The organism is Hydrogenophaga sp. UC242_53 (assembly GCF_042696965.1).
Classification (GTDB): Bacteria; Pseudomonadota; Gammaproteobacteria; order Burkholderiales; family Burkholderiaceae_C; genus Hydrogenophaga.
This window is the reverse complement of sequence record NZ_CP170552.1, coordinates 4617928-4634194: the sequence shown is the minus strand read 5'-3', so window position 1 is coordinate 4634194 and position 16267 is coordinate 4617928. Positions and strand designations below refer to the sequence as shown.

General features: G+C 64.1%; 13 protein-coding genes and 2 pseudogenes. 7 read left to right on the top strand and 8 right to left on the bottom strand.

Annotated elements, in window-relative coordinates:
• Positions 1-44: 44 nt before the first annotated feature.
• Positions 45-503 (top strand): carboxymuconolactone decarboxylase family protein, encoded by a 459-nt coding sequence (locus ACFJI0_RS23230; protein WP_382322497.1) that lies wholly within the window; start codon positions 45-47, stop codon positions 501-503.
• A gap of 5 nt (positions 504-508) precedes the next feature.
• Positions 509-820: a DMT family transporter gene (locus ACFJI0_RS23225; protein ID WP_382322496.1), complete on the top strand. Its 312-nt coding sequence runs from the start codon at positions 509-511 to the stop codon at positions 818-820.
• Between the two features lie 14 nt (positions 821-834).
• On the opposite strand, the gene ACFJI0_RS23220 is transcribed toward ACFJI0_RS23225, so the two are convergent.
• From ACFJI0_RS23220 to ACFJI0_RS23200, 5 genes are all read right to left on the bottom strand, one after another.
• Complete coding sequence (locus ACFJI0_RS23220; RefSeq protein ID WP_382322495.1) at positions 835-1983, bottom strand: TIGR03364 family FAD-dependent oxidoreductase; 1149 nt, start codon at positions 1981-1983, stop codon at positions 835-837.
• Between the two features lie 40 nt (positions 1984-2023).
• Positions 2024-2809 (bottom strand): phosphonate ABC transporter, permease protein PhnE, encoded by a 786-nt coding sequence (phnE, locus tag ACFJI0_RS23215; protein ID WP_382163808.1) that lies wholly within the window; start codon positions 2807-2809, stop codon positions 2024-2026.
• A gap of 41 nt (positions 2810-2850) precedes the next feature.
• On the bottom strand, positions 2851-3801 hold the full coding sequence (gene phnD / locus ACFJI0_RS23210) for a phosphonate ABC transporter substrate-binding protein (RefSeq protein ID WP_382322494.1): 951 nt from the start codon (positions 3799-3801) through the stop codon (positions 2851-2853).
• A gap of 47 nt (positions 3802-3848) precedes the next feature.
• Entirely contained in the window at positions 3849-4679 is an 831-nt protein-coding gene (gene phnC, locus ACFJI0_RS23205) for a phosphonate ABC transporter ATP-binding protein (protein ID WP_382322493.1), read from the bottom strand.
• 315 nt (positions 4680-4994) lie between these two features.
• Positions 4995-6104: a porin gene (locus ACFJI0_RS23200; protein WP_382152545.1), complete on the bottom strand. Its 1110-nt coding sequence runs from the start codon at positions 6102-6104 to the stop codon at positions 4995-4997.
• A gap of 328 nt (positions 6105-6432) precedes the next feature.
• Between ACFJI0_RS23200 and ACFJI0_RS23195 the strand changes: the two genes are divergently transcribed.
• From ACFJI0_RS23195 to ACFJI0_RS23185, 3 genes are read left to right on the top strand one after another with little or no spacing between them, the layout of a single operon-like run.
• Complete coding sequence (locus ACFJI0_RS23195; protein WP_382322492.1) at positions 6433-6882, top strand: cation:proton antiporter; 450 nt, start codon at positions 6433-6435, stop codon at positions 6880-6882.
• Positions 6819-7700, top strand: a complete 882-nt coding sequence (locus ACFJI0_RS23190; RefSeq protein ID WP_382322491.1) for a cation:proton antiporter — start codon at positions 6819-6821, stop codon at positions 7698-7700. Before ACFJI0_RS23195 ends, ACFJI0_RS23190 begins: the two co-directional genes overlap by 64 nt.
• Before the next feature lie 20 nt (positions 7701-7720).
• Positions 7721-8464, top strand: a complete 744-nt coding sequence (locus ACFJI0_RS23185) for a class I SAM-dependent methyltransferase (protein WP_382322490.1) — start codon at positions 7721-7723, stop codon at positions 8462-8464.
• 16 nt (positions 8465-8480) lie between these two features.
• Here the strand turns inward: ACFJI0_RS23185 and ACFJI0_RS23180 are convergent.
• Positions 8481-9808 (bottom strand): annotated as a pseudogene (locus ACFJI0_RS23180) (NAD(P)/FAD-dependent oxidoreductase).
• A gap of 440 nt (positions 9809-10248) precedes the next feature.
• On the opposite strand from ACFJI0_RS23180, the gene ACFJI0_RS23175 reads away from it, so the two are divergent.
• Together ACFJI0_RS23175 and ACFJI0_RS23170 are read left to right on the top strand one after the other, a co-directional pair.
• Positions 10249-11346 carry a DNA cytosine methyltransferase gene (locus ACFJI0_RS23175; protein WP_382322489.1) on the top strand — a complete coding sequence of 366 codons (1098 nt, stop codon included), beginning with the start codon at positions 10249-10251 and terminating at the stop codon, positions 11344-11346.
• Positions 11347-11388: 42 nt separating this feature from the next.
• Entirely contained in the window at positions 11389-14505 is a 3117-nt protein-coding gene (locus tag ACFJI0_RS23170) for an N-6 DNA methylase (RefSeq protein ID WP_382322488.1), read from the top strand.
• Positions 14506-14575: 70 nt separating this feature from the next.
• Here the strand turns inward: ACFJI0_RS23170 and ACFJI0_RS23165 are convergent, their stop codons facing one another.
• On the bottom strand, positions 14576-15643 hold the full coding sequence (locus tag ACFJI0_RS23165) for an AAA family ATPase (protein ID WP_382325800.1): 1068 nt from the start codon (positions 15641-15643) through the stop codon (positions 14576-14578).
• A 267-nt stretch (positions 15644-15910) separates the two neighbouring features.
• Positions 15911-16267, bottom strand: a pseudogene (locus ACFJI0_RS23160) (NERD domain-containing protein); the annotation flags it as partial.

The following is a 16267-nucleotide window of genomic DNA, read 5'->3' as shown; positions in this document are numbered from 1 at the left end:
TGCGCACCATGGCGACCTTCGAAACTTTCTTTCAAGGAACCGTCATGAACCCGAATCGCATCGAATACGCCCAGGTCTCGCCCGAGAGTTACAAGGCCTTTGGCGGCGTGTACGCCAGCGTCCAGAAAAGCGGCCTGCCCAAGGGCCTGGTCGACCTCGTGTACCTGCGCGTCTCGCAGATCAACGGCTGCGCCTTCTGCATCGACATGCACACCCGCGACCTGCTCAAGGGCGGCCTCGCGGTGGACAAGCTCGCCCTGGTGCCCGTGTGGCACGACGCGCGTGGCCTGTTCACCCCCCGCGAGCGCGCCGCGCTGGCCTGGGCCGAGAGCGTCACGCGCGTGGCCGACACCGGCGTGCCCGATGCCGACTACGCGGCCGCCGCCGCCGAGTTCAGCGACAAGGAATTGGCCGACCTCACCTACGCCATCGGCCTCATGAACGCCTTCAACCGCTTCGGTGTGGCCTTCCGCGCCACGCCTGCCGCCGCCGCCAAGGCCTGAACGCCATGGCGTGGACCCTGCTCGGCATCGCCGGCCTGCTCGAAATCGCCTTCGCCCTGGCGATGAAGTCCTCGCTGGGCTTCACGCGCCTGTGGCCTTCGCTGCTCACGGTCGCCACCGGTGTGTGCAGCGTGGTGCTGCTCTCGCTCTCGCTGCGCACGCTGCCCGTGGGCACGGGCTACGCCGTGTGGACCGGCATCGGCGCGGCGGGCACCGCGCTGCTCGGCATGGCGCTCCTGGGCGACCCGGTCGCGCCGCTGCGCCTGCTGTGCATCGCGCTCATCCTCGCTGGCGTGATCGGGCTCAAGCTGGCCTGAGGGCCGAACGGCGGCTACCAGGCCGCGAACACGTCTTCGGCGATGCCGAAGGCGGTGCTCGCGCCGGTGCCACTGGTCACGAGCACGAGGCGCGTGGCATCGTCGGGGGCGTCGATGAAGCAGTCGCGGGTGGCGGACGAGGGGTAGGTGCCGACCCACCGGGCGCTGACGGTCGCCTGCTGGAGCTTGAGCGTTTCGCGAAGGTGGCGCAGGATCAATGCGTCCACGTGCTCTTGCGCGAACGGCTCGGGTGCCGCGCCGTAGTGATGCGAGTCACCCACCACCAGCGAACCGTCGGCGCTTTGCACCACGATGAGGTGGATGCCGTGGGCCAGCGATTCGCTCTCTTCGTGCCGAAGCTGGGCGAGCAAGGGCGCGGCTTCGGGCAACTGGCTGTAGCCGTGATAGCGGACCAGGCTCAGATCGCCCATCACCGAGCCCGGCAGCCGGAACCCGGCCTCTGGCGTGACCCGCAACATCTGCAGTTGGCACAGGCGCAAGTCTTGTGCGGCCAGCCGCTCGGAAAACAGGCCGTGCAGTTCGGTGTTGGTGCACACGGCCACGCGATCGGCGTGCAGCACGGCGCGCGAGGTTCGAACGCGCGGCGTGGCGACCTCCAGCACGGCTTCGCCAAAGCGGAAGACCACGCCGTGCCGCTCGGCCAACCAGCGGGCCAGCAAGCCGATGGCGGTGCGGGACTCCACCCGCATGTCGTGCGGGCTGTACAGGACGGCCTGCGCTTCATCCAGCCGCAGCACCGGTGCACGGCGCCGGGCTTCGGCCGGCGTGAGCAGCTCGCAGCCTTCACCCATCTCTGTGCGCATGAAGGCTTCCACCACGGCGCGTGCCAGCGGTCGCCGCGCGCAGAGGTACAGGCCGCGGTGCAGGACGTCGATGCCGGCTTGCGGGGCCACCGTGTCCCACACCTCGCGCGAGCGGCGCGCCCGGCGCCAGGTGCTGCCCGCGCCTTGGCCCGTGACCGTGACGAAGCCGAAGTTGCGGATCGACGCGCCGATGCAGGCGGCGTCGCGCTCGACCACGCAGACCTTCAGGCCTCGGCTGGCCGCCGTGTAGGCGTGGGCCAGGCCCACGATGCCGGCGCCCACGACGATCAGGTCGAAGTGGGACGGCGCGGTGCTGGGCGTGTGAAGGATGTCCGTCATTTTTTTGGAGTTCGATGAGAAACAGGCCAGGCGCTTTTTTTCAGATGAATCGTTTTCGCACCTTGGCCGACACCAGGTCGATCAGAGAGACCGTCACCACCAGGATCAACAGCACCGCGGCGGTCTGCCCGTACTGGAAGCTGCGGATCACCTCGTACAGCACCACCCCGATGCCGCCGGCGCCCACCATGCCCACCACCGAGGCGGAGCGCACGTTCGACTCGAAACGGTACAAGGTGAAGCTGAGCCACAGCGGCAGCACCTGCGGAATGACACCGTGGATCACCTCCACCAGACGGTGGCCCCCGGTGGCGCGGATGCCTTCGACCGGGCGCGGGTCGATGGCTTCCACCGACTCGGAGAAGAGCTTGGCGAGCGTGCCGGTGGTGTGGATGGCCAGCGCCAGCACACCTGCGAACGGACCCAGGCCGACCGCCACGATGAACAGCATCGCGAACACCATTTCATTGATGGCTCGGCAGGCGTCCATGAGGCGGCGCATGGGCTGGTACACCCAGGGCGGTGCCACGTTCGAGGCGCACAGCAACCCGGCCGGGACCGCCGCCACGAGCGCCAACACCGTGCCCCAGATGGCGATGTGCACGGTGACCAGCATCTCGTTGGCGTAGATGCGCCAGTCGCGGAAGTCCGGCGGGAAGAAGTCGCTGGCGTAGGTGCCGATGTTGCCGGCGTCGCGGATCAGATCGAGCGGCCGGATCTCCGCGCCGCGCCAGGCCCAGGCCAGCACGCCCAGCACCACGGCCCACGCCAGGTAGGTCAGCAGGCCCGGCCGCTCGCTTTCGGCGCGCGCCCTCAGTCGATCCAGCGCCGCCGCGCTGGGCGCGGCGCGGGGGAGGGTCGTGGCGCTCACAGCTTCAGGGCCGCCAGCCTGGCGTCGATGTCGGCGATCTGCCTGGCCCGCGTCGCGGCATCCAGCGCGGTGTCGTTCTCGATCTTGCTGCGGTCCTTGAACAGCTCGAGCTGGCGGATCGGCACCAGCTGTTCATTGCTCGACTCGCGGAAGCCCCCGTAGTTGTAGATGTTCTTGAGAATCGTCTTTTCCTGCTCGTCGGTCTTGGCGTAGTTCAGGATGAAGCCCTTGAGCTTGGCCTTGACGGTCGGGTCCAGGTCCTTGCGCCAGACGAAGGGGTCGCTGGGGATCAGGGGGCTTTCCCACAGCACGCGAATCTGGCTGGCCAGCTCGGGCTTGTTGGCCTTGAGCTTGTCCAGCTCTTCGGTGTTGTTGGTCGCCACATCGATCTGGCGGGCCAGCACGGCCTGGATGTTGGCGCCGTGGCTGGCGTTGCGCGCGGTCTTGAAGGCCGTGCGGTAGTCGATCTTGTTCTGCGAGAACAGGTAGAAGGTCGGGACGAGGAAGCCGGACGTGGAGTTCGGGTCGCCGATGCCGAAGTTCAGCGACTTTCCGTTCTTCACCACGTCGTCCCACGACTTCAGCGGGCTGTCCTGGCGGGTGATGAGCAGGCTTTTGTAGCCGAAGCTGCCGTCGGCGAACATGACCTGCGCGAAGACCTCGCCGTTGGCGCGATCGACCGCTTCCATGGCCGACTTGTTGCCGTACCAGGCCACCTGGATCTTGTTGAAGCGCATGGCCTCGATCACGCCCGCGTAGTCGGGTGCGTAGAAGGACTTGACGCTCAGGCCCGTCTTCTTCTCCATGTCGCGGAAGAAGGGCTCCCAGCGTTCGCGCTGGGTCGAGGCCGAATCGGTGGCGATGATGCCGAAGTTGATGTCCTGCGCATGGGCGACGGTGGCCGCGAGCGACAGCGCGGCGATGGCCAGGGTGTGAAGCTTGAACATGGAATTTCCTTTGGGAGGTTGGGGTGTGAGAGAAGCGGGCGCCGGCCTCAGGCCGCCAGCGCCAGTGGGAACATGTCGCGCGCAGGGGCCTCGGTGCCGGGCTCGTGCAGAAGTTCCGCCGCGGCGGTGCCGTAGAGGTGCTGGAGGAAACCCGGCGTCAGTGCATTGCTGGGGCCGTCGTAGACCAGGGCGCCATCGCGCAGCGCCACCACGCGATCGCTGTAGCGCTGCGCCAGCGCCACGTGGTGAAGGCTCACCACCAGCGTCATGCCCGACTCGCGGTTCAGGGCGGCCAGTTGCTCCATCACGCGGTGGGTGGACTGCGGATCCAGGGACGCGACCGGCTCGTCGGCCAGCACCAGTTCGGCGCCTTGCAACAGGACGCGCGCGATGGCCGCGCGTTGCTGCTGCCCACCCGACAACGTGGACGCCCGCTGGAAGGCTTGAGGCATCAGGCCGATGGCATCGAGCGCGTCCAAGGCCCGGGCCTGGTCGCTCATGTCGTACCGGCCGGCGAGTGCGCGCCACAGCGGCGCCTCCGCGGCCAGGCCCGTCATCACGTTTTGCATCACGCTCAGGCGGCCGACCAGGTTGAACTGCTGAAAGATCACGCCGATGCGCCGCCGCAGGGCGCGGATGTCCGGGCTGAGCCGGCCCCGCGCCTGCAGCAACTGGCCGAAGGCCTCGATGCGCCCGCCGTCCGGGTCGGTGGTTTCGAGCCCGCACAGGCACCGGATCAGCGTCGACTTGCCGGAGCCGGACGCCCCCAGCAGGGCCACGCGCTCACCGCGCCGGACCTCCAGAGACACATTGCGCAATGCCTGATGGCTGCCGTAGCTGCGGTGCACGGCGCTTGCGCTCAAGACGATGGGATTCATGGAATGGAGGCCTTGCGCGCCGGGGTGGCGATGGGCCTTGCAACTGGGATGAGGGCAGTATTTCGACGCCGTTTGACAGATCCGTGACAGCGCACGCCCCCTCAGCCATTTAATCCATTCAAAAATTTATCGTTAACTATTGATCCAATCTATGCATCTTTTCAGCGACCCCAGCGCTTCTTCTTCGCGCAAAAAAAACAGCCCCCGAGGGGGCTGTGAAAAAGGTGGAGTCATCTGGGATGGACCACCCTTGGAGAGACGTTGCGGCGGCGGCGTCGCCAGATAAGTGTCTGAGCGGCGCCTTCCAGAAAAAGTTCAGAACGTGTGGCGGATGCCGACGGCGAACTCGGTGATGTCGTTGTCCGCCGCCGAGGTCAGGCCGGCCGGCAGCGCCGCATTGAAACGACCCAGGCCGCCGGCGCCGGCGTTGGCGTCGTTGCGGAAACGGGTCAGGCTCGAATAGAGGGCCGTGCGCTTGGAGAGGTCGTACACCACGCCCACGCCAAAGGCCTTGCTGTCCGCGTTGCTCAGGTTCTTGGGCGAGTTGAGCACGTACTGCGCTTTCCAGGTGGTCTTGCCGGTCTGGTAGTCCACACCGATCCAGGCGCCTTCGCCATCGAGATCGGCCACGCGCTTGTCGTCGAAGTTGATGTAGCCGGCCACCACGCGGAACGGCGCGAAGTTGTAGGCGCCCGACAGCGTGCCGATGCGCGCGTCCGTCGAATTCACGCCGATGCCGCCACGGGCTTCGTCGGTGAGGTAGGAGCCGATCACGTCGAAGCCATGGCCGGTGTAGCGCACCGAGGCTTCCATCACCTGGTTGTCGCCGCTGGCGCCGGCGACTTCACCCATGCCGTAGACCGCGCCCAGCTTGAAGCCGGCCAGGCTCGGGGATTCGTACTTGATCGAGTTGTTGATCCGCGCGGGACCACCGTTGCCCGTGGCGCCCGCTTGCGGAGGCGCACCGGTGGCCGACGCACCGCGCACCAGCTCGTAGCCGCCGCCGAAGCCGCCGATGAGTGCGGTGGACGGGCCGGCGGCCGCGCTGGTGAACAGGCTGTGGTCGTTCGTGGCGGCGTAGAGCGCGGTGTACTGGCGACCGAGCGAGACCGAACCGAAGGCGCCGGACAAGCCCACGTGCGCCTGGCGGCCGAACATCGCGCCGCCTTGGCCGCTGGTGCCATCGTCCACGTTCACGCCACCTTCCAGCGTGAAGTTTGCGCGCAGGCCACCGCCCAGGTCTTCCGTGCCACGCAGACCAAAACGGCTGCCGGCCAGGCCACCCGATTGCGCGCGGGACAGCGAGTTCGCGCCATCGGCGTACTGATAGAACATGTCCGCCACGCCATACAGCGTGACGCTCGACTGGGCGAAGGAGGGAACTGCAAGTGCTGCAAGAGCGGCTGCGGCGGCGATTTTTTTCATGGTGTCTTTTCTTGGGTAAAGAAAGTTGAGGGCGAACGAGGCCGTCCCTGGCGAAAACCGGGGTTGGCATTTCCATGGAAGGAACAGGAGGGCGGGGGCGGTCAGGAAGGCGGTGGTGCCGCGGCCTGGAAGACGGCGCGCAGCGCGCCTGCGCCGATGGCGCAATGAAGATGACGAAGGTGGAAGCCCATGGAAAGAACTATAGGCACGACCTCGCTTCGGATAAAGACGATAACCAGGAGTAGTCTGTTTCTATTGCGTCAACAATGCGCCGGGCTTTTCCGCGCGCGCTTGTACCATCCGGGCTGCATCAACGAACGAGGCGTCCATGTCGGCAACGGTCCTGCTGCTCCAGCTCATCGTCATCCTGGTCACCGCGCGCGCCTGCGGCTGGCTGCTCCGTTACCTCGGCCAGCCCAGCGTGGTCGGTGAAATGGCCGCCGGCATGCTGCTCGGGCCGGTCGTCATGGGGGCGCTGTTCCCCTCGCTGCACGCGCAGATCTTCGACAAGGCCTCGCTCGCCGGTCTGTCCGCGCTGTCGACCGTGGGCCTGGTGATGTTCATGTTCATCGTGGGCCTCGAGCTGCGCGCCCACAAGGGCGCGCGCGAACAGCTGCGATCCGCTGGCGCCGTGGGCGTGCTGAGCGTGGTCGTGCCGATCGCGCTGGGCCTGGCATCTCGCCCGCGCTGCACCCCACGCTGGCGCCCGCCGGTGTGGGCTTCTGGCCCTTCGCGCTGTTCATCGCCGCGGCGCTGTCGATCACCGCCTTCCCGGTGATGGCCCGCATCCTCAAAGACCAGGGCCTCACGCACACGCGGTTCGGGCAACTCTCGCTGGCCTCCGCGGCCGTGGTCGACGTGTTCGCCTGGGTGCTCGTGGCCTTCGTCGTGGCCCTGGTGGGCGCGGGCGATGGCTACGCGGGGCTGGCCCGAATCGGCATCGGCGTCGTCGTGCTCGTGGGCACGCTCTTCTGGGTCGTGCGGCCGGCCTTCGCGTGGTGGCTGCGCAAGCACGCGCCCGACGGCGAGCCCGGCCTTTCGGTGCTCGCGGCCCTCATGATCGGTTTGCTGGCGACCGCGCTGGCGACCGAATGGCTGCACCTGCACGCGGTCTTCGGCGCCTTTCTTTTCGGTGCCGCGCTGCCGCGCGACGACCAGCTGCTCAACTCGCTCGCCCAGCGCATCGAACCGTTTTCCATCGTGCTGCTGATGCCGCTGTTCTTCGCGCTGGCGGGCCTGGGCACCACGGCGAACGCTTTCGTTGGCGGCGGGCTCGGCGCCATGCTGCTCGTGCTCGGCGTGCGCACAGTGGGCAAGATCGCCGGTGGGGCTGCGGGCGCGCGCATCGCTGGCTACTCGTGGCGCGACAGTCTGGCCACCGGCGCGCTGATGAACGCGCGGGGCCTGATGGAACTCATCGTGATGAAGATCGGCCTGGACGCCGGCCTGATCGGCCCGGAGCTCTTCACCATCCTTCTCGTCATGGCCCTGGTGACCACCGCCATGACCACGCCGCTGATGACGCTGTTCTCGGGTGTCGGCCGCGCGCGCCCACACCCCAGCCCCGAGCACCCGACCCACCCCTACCGGCCTTGAGCCCCAGGAGCAGACCTTCGATGGAACCCACCACCTCTTCCCTGCCGCATGCGCCCCTGCCCGCCTACTACCGCGACGAGGCCGACCATGCGCGCTACGTGCGCCGCATCTTCGACGAGACCGCCGTCGACTACGACCGCATCGAGCGCGCCATGGCGTTCGGCTCGGGTGGCTGGTACCGGCGCGAGGCCTTGGTGCGGGCGGGCCTGGCGGCCGGCGACAAGGTGGTGGACGTGGGCATCGGCACGGGGTTGCTCGCGCGCCAGGCCTGCGACTTGATCGGCGAGCACGGCCGCCTGATCGGCGTGGACCCGAGCCCCGGCATGCTGGCGCAGGTGGACCTGCCGGGCGTGGAACTGCGCGCCGGCCGGGCGGAGGAACTGCCCTGCGCCACGGGCGAAGCCGACTTCCTGAGCTTTGGCTATGCCTTCCGGCACGTGTCGGACGTGGACGCCGCACTGCGCGAATTCCACCGCGTGCTGCGGCCCGGCGGCCGGCTGCTGATCCTGGAAATCAGCCAACCTTCGAGCCGCCTTTCGCGCACCCTGGTGAAGTTCTACATGCGCCGCATCGTGCCCACCCTGGCGCACTTCGTGGCCCGCGAGCGCGGCAGCGCGGAGCTGTGGCGCTACTACTGGGACACCATCGAAACCTGCATCCCGCCCGCGCAGATTTTGCAGGCCATGGAGCGCGCCGGCTTCCAGCAAGTGCAGCGCCACACCGAGCTCGGCGTGTTCTCGGAGTACACCGCCGTGCGGCCCTGAGAAAAGACCTCGTCGGTCAGTCCGCCTTCATGACCGTCTCGCCGCGCAGCGCCCCCATGTCGCGGATGTTGAAGCGGTGCCGCTTCCAGCCCGCATACGTGCGGCGCCAGTTCGCCACCGAGACCACGTAGTAGATCAGCTTGAACATCACCAGCGACATCCGATAGGCCGGGCCGTGGTGAATGTCCGCCGCCAGCAGCGACATGAGACCCTGCTTCACCTTGAACCGGTTGTTCGGGTGCATGAACATGTCGCGAATGGTGGGGTTGGTGACGCGGTAGATGAACCACGAATAGTCGCGCGGGCCCACGCGCACGCGCTTCTCGTAAGCGGCGCGGGCCGCGGGCAGGCGCTGCGGCGCGTCCAGCGCCGTGGTGACGAACTGCGCGCCGTCAAAGCCGCTTTGCATCGCCAGAAACACGCCCGAAGAAAACATCGGGTCGATGAACGTGAACGCATCGCCCACCATCAGGTAGCGGTCGCCAGTGGCGTGCGTGCTGGAGTACGAGAAGTTGCCCGTGGCATGCACCTGGTCGTCCACCAGCGTGGCGTTCTTCAGGCGGTCGTGCAGCTCGGGGCACAGGGCGATGGTGTCGAAGAAGTAGTCTTTCAGCGGCTTGTCGCGCGCTTTCAGGTAATAGGCCCAACACACCGCGCCCACGCTCGTGGTGCCGTCGGCCAGCGGAATGAACCAGAACCAGCCGTGCTCGAACCAGCAGATGCTGATGTTGCCCTCGCGCTTGCCTTCCAGGCGCCGCGCGCCGCGGGAAGCTGCGCAAACAGCGCCGTGCTGTTGTGGTCCTTGTTCTTTTCCTTGCACTTGAACTTGTTCGCCAGCAAGGTGTCGCGGCCCGTGGCGTCCACCACGAAGCGGGCGCGCCAGCGGCGCTTTTCACCGCTGTCGAGCACCGCCTCGGCACTGGCGCCCTCGTCGTCGAAAGCCACCTCGGTGACCTTCGCGCCTTCGAGCGCCTCGGCGCCCACCTTGGCCGCATGGCGAAACAACAGCTCGTCCATCTCGGAACGGCGCACCTGCCAGGCCGATGCCATCGACGGATCCCAACCCTCGGCGAAATCGACATAGCTGCAATAGTCCAGATCCGGCGGAACGAACTCGATGCCGAACTTCGGCATGCCGATTTTTTCGATCTGGTCCCGCACACCGAGCTTGTCGAACAAGGCCACGTTGCCGGGCAACAGCGACTCGCCGATGTGGAAGCGGGGATGGTGCTCCTTCTCCAGCAACACCACCTTGCGGCCTTCGCGCGCGAGCAGGGCGGCGATGGTCGAGCCGGCGGGGCCGCCGCCGATGACTAGGACGTCGCAGTTGTCTTCAGGGTGCATTGGGGGCTCTTGGGGTGGTGCGGGCGGATGAGGGCTGAAAAATACCATGTAGGGAGGCTGTCCTAGTGGATCGCGACTGCTCCAGACAGGCCTCGGACTTTCATGACCATGGCGCTGAAGGGTCACGATGGAACCTCACTCCGCTGCGCCCGTCACGTTCACCACTGTGGTGTAAAATGGTGCACTTGCTCTTCAGTTCGGGGAATAGCCATGCGGGCTCAGGCAAAACGCAATGACAGCGGGGCACATGAGCGCACGGTTCGCGCTTCCGTTAGCTTCCCTGAGGAACAGTACCAAGTCCTGGAAAGGATTGCGGCAGAGAACAGGGTCTCTCTTGCCTGGGTCGTCCGCGACGCGATCGATGGCTACTTGAAAGCTAAGTGGCCTCTTCTCCTGCAAGGCTCCGATGCCGAAGATGCGCAGTAGAGAAGCGAGAGAGCGTGCAGAAAAAATTTGAACAAAGTGGTGGAGAGATCAGGGTGCTATCCCTGTTCTCCGGTTGCGGTGGCATGGACTTCGGCGTGGAAGCGGCTGGCGGCCACGTCATCTTCTCGAACGACATACTGGCCGATGCCTGCAAGACGCTCGAGAAGTACTTTCCCGGCGCGGACATCCGCAATGCGGACATCTCGGGCATCCAAGCCTTTCCAGATGCCGACGTTGTCGTGGGCGGCTATCCCTGTCAATCGTTTTCTATGGCAGGGAACCGGGATCCTGAAAAGGATGAGCGCACGAGCTTGTACAAGCAATTCCTGCGCGTAGTCGGCATTGTCCAGCCCAAGTATTTCGTCGCGGAGAACGTGTCCGGCCTCAAGCAGTTGAGCAGCGGCACCTTCTTGAAGGAACAGCTTGAAGCCTACGATGAGGCCGGCTACAACGTCGCCTACAAGCTTCTGAACGCCAAGGACTATGGTGTGCCGCAATCGCGCAAACGGCTATTCATCGTTGGCGTGAGGAAAGACCTGAACCAGTCCTTCGAATTCCCCAAGGAAACCCACGGCAAAACAACCAAGGCTTCGGGCCCGCTACTGCCGTACGCGTCACATGGCGAAGCGATCAAGGGCATGCCGCTGTGGCCAGAGGGCGAGTTCTACGAGCGTCCGCATGATCCCGAGGGCCACTTCTCTTGGTACTACATGTCCAGGAACCGCAAGGCCAAATGGGCGGACCCAGCATTCACCGTCGTTGCCAACTGGAGGCACATCACGCTGCATCCAGCCAGCCCGGTGATGACCCTGACGTGGTCGAACCTTGCTGATGGGTGGAAGCAGCGCTGGGACTTCTCTGGCGAGTACGAGCACCTGGAGGCCAATCCGAAGCGCAAGAAGCTTGAAACACCGCGTAGGCTGTCGTGGCGCGAATGTGCGCGCATCCAGACCTTCGACGCCAAATTCACGCCAATTGGAGACACGGAGTCGAAGTTCACCCAGATCGGGAACGCAGTTCCGCCAAAGCTTGCAGAGGCCATATTCACCCACCTGTTCTCCGGTGCTGGTTTGGTTGCACAAAAGGTTCCGGGCGCCCGCAAGGGCGCCTAGGACCGTTATGCATTCCCCCGGTGAGCCTGAACGAGTATTGATGTGAGCAGCGCAACCACCACCCTCGTCACCGCTGTCATATCTGCAGCGGAAGTTTCTCAAAACGAAGCGCAGCTGCGGCATGCGCTCGAGAATGCGCTTGAGCAAGCTTGCTTGGACCGATCCATTCCTTGGACGCCATTCCAACTCGAGCGTGCCCTCAAGGAGAAGGGTAAGCCCACCAAGTTCGCCGACGTGGCGCATGGTGCCGTGGTCATCGAATACGAGCCGCCGAAGTCGTTTGGCGGACGCGCTGGCGCAAAGGCGATACACGCGCGCAAACAGGCTGAAGAGTATGCAGACCTGATCTCTGCCGAAGAGGGGCGCGCTCTTGAGGAGTACGTCATGGTCGCCTGGGACGGCGCACACATCACCTTTGGCCGTTTCGATGGCGCGGCCGCAGCAACCACTTGGGAAGATGTTGTGGCATTCGACGGGATTGCCGCGGACCGCCTGCTTGCCGCTTTGGAAAGCAACGGCTGCCCGCTGGTCCACCCACAGCTCCTACAAGCGTTGGTGGGGCCCGACTCGGAGTACGGTACGGCGCTGATTCCCGAGCTTTATGCCAGCATCTGCAAGGCGGATGCTTCGGCGGCCACCACGAAAACCAAGATGCTGTTTTCGGAGTGGCGCAGGCTCTTTAGCCAGGTCGTAGGTTTCCAGCCTGCGCAAATGCAGAAGCTGCTCGCCCGGCAGGAGATCTCCCATGACCAACCGTACCAGGACAACCCTGCTGCATACCTGTTCGCGCTCAATACGTACATAGCCATCATTGCGAAGGTAGTCGCTGCCTGTGCCCTTCCAAAAGTCAGCCAAGACGTACTGGAGCCGGGAGTGCCAGTGGCAGAGCGGCTGCGCGCGGTGGAGACAGGCGAGTTGTTTGAGCACGCCGGCATCCTGAACATGCTGAGTGGCGATTTCTTCTCGTGGTACTTGGACGACAACGACTGGTCACGCTACCAAGACTCGCTCGGCGCCATGCTGGGAAGGCTGAGCGGGGTCGACTTCGCCGTATCCAAAAAACACGCGGATACCACGCGGGATCTGTTCAAGGGTATCTACGAGCGGTTCATCCCTCGGGAAGTCAGGCATGCGCTTGGCGAGTTCTACACGCCGGACTGGCTGGCTGAACATGGCATGGACCTGCTCGAATGGCAGCCATCGGATTCGCTGACGGATCCCACGTGCGGGTCGGGCACCTTCTTGCTCGAAGCGATTCGTCGCCGGCGCAAGGCCGGCAACGACGCTACGGCCCAATCGCTGCTCGCGGGTATCCACGGCATCGACCTCAATCCACTTGCCGTCCTTGCTGCAAAAGGGTCGCTTGCCGTCTTCCTGTCCCCACACCTGGACCCTGCGCATCCCATCCGCCTACCGGTGTACTTGGCAGATGCCGTCTACCCTGCCGCCGTCGACTTCTTCCGGAACTACAGCCACGTCCTCCACACGGAATTGGGACCCAGGGAGTTTTCCGTCCCTGAGAGGATGATCGGACACCCGGATTTCTTCCGGATCTTCGCGAAGATACGGATGTTGATCGATGCAGACTACGCTGCAGCAAAGATCTGCGGTTCGATCCTCGCCGACCTGCAAGCCATGGGGCTTGATCCGTCCGACATTTCCATTGTTGGCAATACTGTCGGAAACTTGGTCGAACTCCACGACCAAGGATGGAATGGCATCTGGTGCTCGATACTGGCTGACCGCTTTGCGGCAGGTGCGATTCCGCCGTCATCCCACATCTGCGGCAACCCGCCTTGGGTCAAGTGGAGCAACCTGCCAAAGGACTATGCCCAGTCGATCCAAAAACATTGCCGGGGGCTCGGCGTCTTCAGCGCCGACAAATGGGTGGGTGGCATCGAGTCGGATATCTCGACTGTGATCACCTACCAGGCCGTGAAGCACTACCTTGCCCGCGATGGGCGCTTGGGCTTCTTCCTACCTGGATCCGTGTTCACGACCGAGTCCAGCGCCGGCTTCAGGCGCTTCTCGATTGACAACGGCAGCTTGCAGTGCCGCGTCCTGCTGGTTGAGGACTACCAGGACATCAGGCCGTTCGATGGTGTCAGCAACCACCCCACATTCCTGATACTCCAAAGGGATGCAGCCACCGTATTTCCTGTTGCTTACCGCTCATGGACCGCAGACCCGGACAAGAGCACCAACCAACGGACCTACGCTTCGGCGGAGCAGTTCCGCCAGACTGCCAAACGGATCGATGGAACTGCGGTACCAGTGCCAGGGGGCGATGGAACGCGCCCATGGCTGGTCGGCTCCACGCAAGACCAAGCCGTGTTTTCGAAGGTCTTTGCAGCAGGTGCAAAGCCTGAGTACAAGGCACGTAAGGGCATTACGACCGACCGCAACGGCATCTTCTGGGTCCATGCCACTGGTGCAGTCGGAACTGACCTGGTAACGGTGTGCAATGCGGCAGACATTGGCAAGACGAAAGGGATTCCCCTGATCACCGCGACGGTCGAGTCAGAGCATCTTTTCCCGCTTCTGCGGGGCCGTGGTGTCTCGCCATTCAATGCCGTGCCAGAAGCGGACCTCCGGATCCTTGTTCCCCAACGGGGCATGCATGGCGACCCGAATCTGCCGTCCGACAGCCCGCACACGTTCAAGTTCCTCAACCGCTTCAAGAGCCATCTTGAACAGCGGTCCAGCCTGAAGAGATTCCAGAAGGGGCAGGAGTTCTATTCGCTTTGGAGCACGGGGTCCTACACATTCGCTCCGTTCAAAGTACTCTGGCGCGAGATGGGCAACACCTTCGCAGCCGCTTATATCGGCAGCGCCTCAATCGAACACGCGGGCGAAAAGATTGTTGTACCGGACCACAAGCTCTATTTCATCCCGGTCGAATCTGAGCCCGAGGCGGCGTACCTGACAGGCTTCCTGAACGCGCCCACGATCGCCAAGGCAGTGTCTGCATATGCGGCGCAGCTCAGCCTGGGTGCCAGCGTTGCGGAGTACCTCAACATTCCTAAGTTCGACGATACCAATGGACAGATGGCTGCCATTGGCAGTATCGCGCGAGATCTCACCAATGGTCTGCGCAGCATGCAGCCTGCAGACTTGGAGCAGCTGGACTTGCGGGTCCGGGAACTGCTGTCGATTTAGCGGAGGCAGTGTGTGCCAAGGCGAGTGCACAGGCTGCCTCTGTACAAGCAGCCGGACCAGATCGTTGGCGTTAGACGGTCGGGGCGCTCGCTGAAAGACGGCCGGTGCGTTGCGAGTACCACTGCATAGCCTCTTCCGAAACCGCCATGATGGCTAGGCGGCCAGTCGCCCTGGTGCATGCGACATACAAATCATCAGCACTAAGTGCCCGGATCCGTCCAGGAACATCGGCATGGAGCAGAACCACATTCTTTGCCTCAAGGCCTTTGAACGACCTGATGGTGGAGAAGTAGACGAAGCCAGGCTTTCCCAGCAACGTGATGTCTTCGGTCAACTCAAGGCCATAGGCCCGCCTTGCCGAGGCCAAGTAGGAGTTGTCCAGCCTGAACGGAGACAGGAAGACCGCTCCGCCCTCCGGGCTCAGTTCATGTGCCGCTGCCCATGCAGATGCCGGGGCCGTCGCTGCGCTCCATCCCTTCTTCACAAGCGGGGCGGCACCCAACGGAACGCCCGGCATGTGCATCACCGAAAGTTCGCAGCAGCCATTCGTGGCTGCGTTCACCCGCTGGGTATTTCGGCAGTTGTGATACAGCCTAAAGGTGACCTCAGCGCCTATCGGTTCCTGCTTGGAAGACCTGTAGACGTTCTGATCCCAATCGGCAAAGAAGAGCCATTGGCCGGAGGGCGTGAGCAGTTCCAGCAACGCAAGCAGCCGAAGCTCCCCGAAGTCTTGGCCCTCATCCACGATGATCGCGTCGTACTTGGACAGCAGCGGCAGTTCCGATGCCACGTCCTGTACGAGGGACGGAAGCTCTTCCGTGAAGAAGCGATCGCCGATGGGGTGTTCTTCTGGTGTCGCGGCAAGCTGAAAGAAAAGTCGGTCGACGGAAGTGATTTTTTCCGCCATTTCTGGATTGGCTAGCTTCAAATGTTCGGAAAGGGCCTTGTTGAAACACACGTACAGGACGCGCTTTCCCTCTTCGATCAGGGCGTCCAACTTCCAAAGCGCGAGCAGGGTCTTGCCCGAGCCTGCAGGGCCAACGATGGCGACCCGCGGCAGCTCAAATGCTCCCCGCAGAGCTGCGAACTGTTGCCTGGTCAGCTCATCGAGATCGACGGCATCGTCGTCGGCATTCATGGGAACGTCTCGAGGCGCAATGCGGAAGGAGTTATTCGAAAGGATTGCAGCAACCCGTCCTGCCATATCGGCTGTGAATTCGCTGCTCCGCTGCTGAGGAATCCGGGACTCTAGAGCACCTCTTATTCTCCGTTCCAAGCGATGCATTTCCTGGGAGGGCACCACTGTGCTGGGGTCGTAGAGCGAGGAGGAGCCTTCAACCTGACCATTTGGGTATGCGACGAGGAAGGCAAACGCACCAGGGAACCGTGGCCGGGGCAACCGGTCGCAAACCGCCTTTGCCAGCGTGTGCATGTTCCTGCACGCCTGCTCCGGCGGAGGCTCGTCGATCGGCACCTCAGCTCGGACCTGCCCTGTACGCCGGTCGGTTTCTTGCCGGTACCAAGTCCCGTCCTCGCCTACACGGACCGACCGGGAGCCCTTCACTTCTAGCACGGCCATTCCGAGGCCTGGGACCAGTACAACGAAGTCGCACTGACCATCCCGAACCAAGCCCTGGTCATTCTGCAAAGCCCAGGCGACGTTGCACACCACTATCCAGTCTTGTGGCAACTGGTTCGCCAAAAGGCGGCGCACTTCCCGCTCCCAGCGGTCGATACTGATCTGTCCAAGTATCTTCGGCAT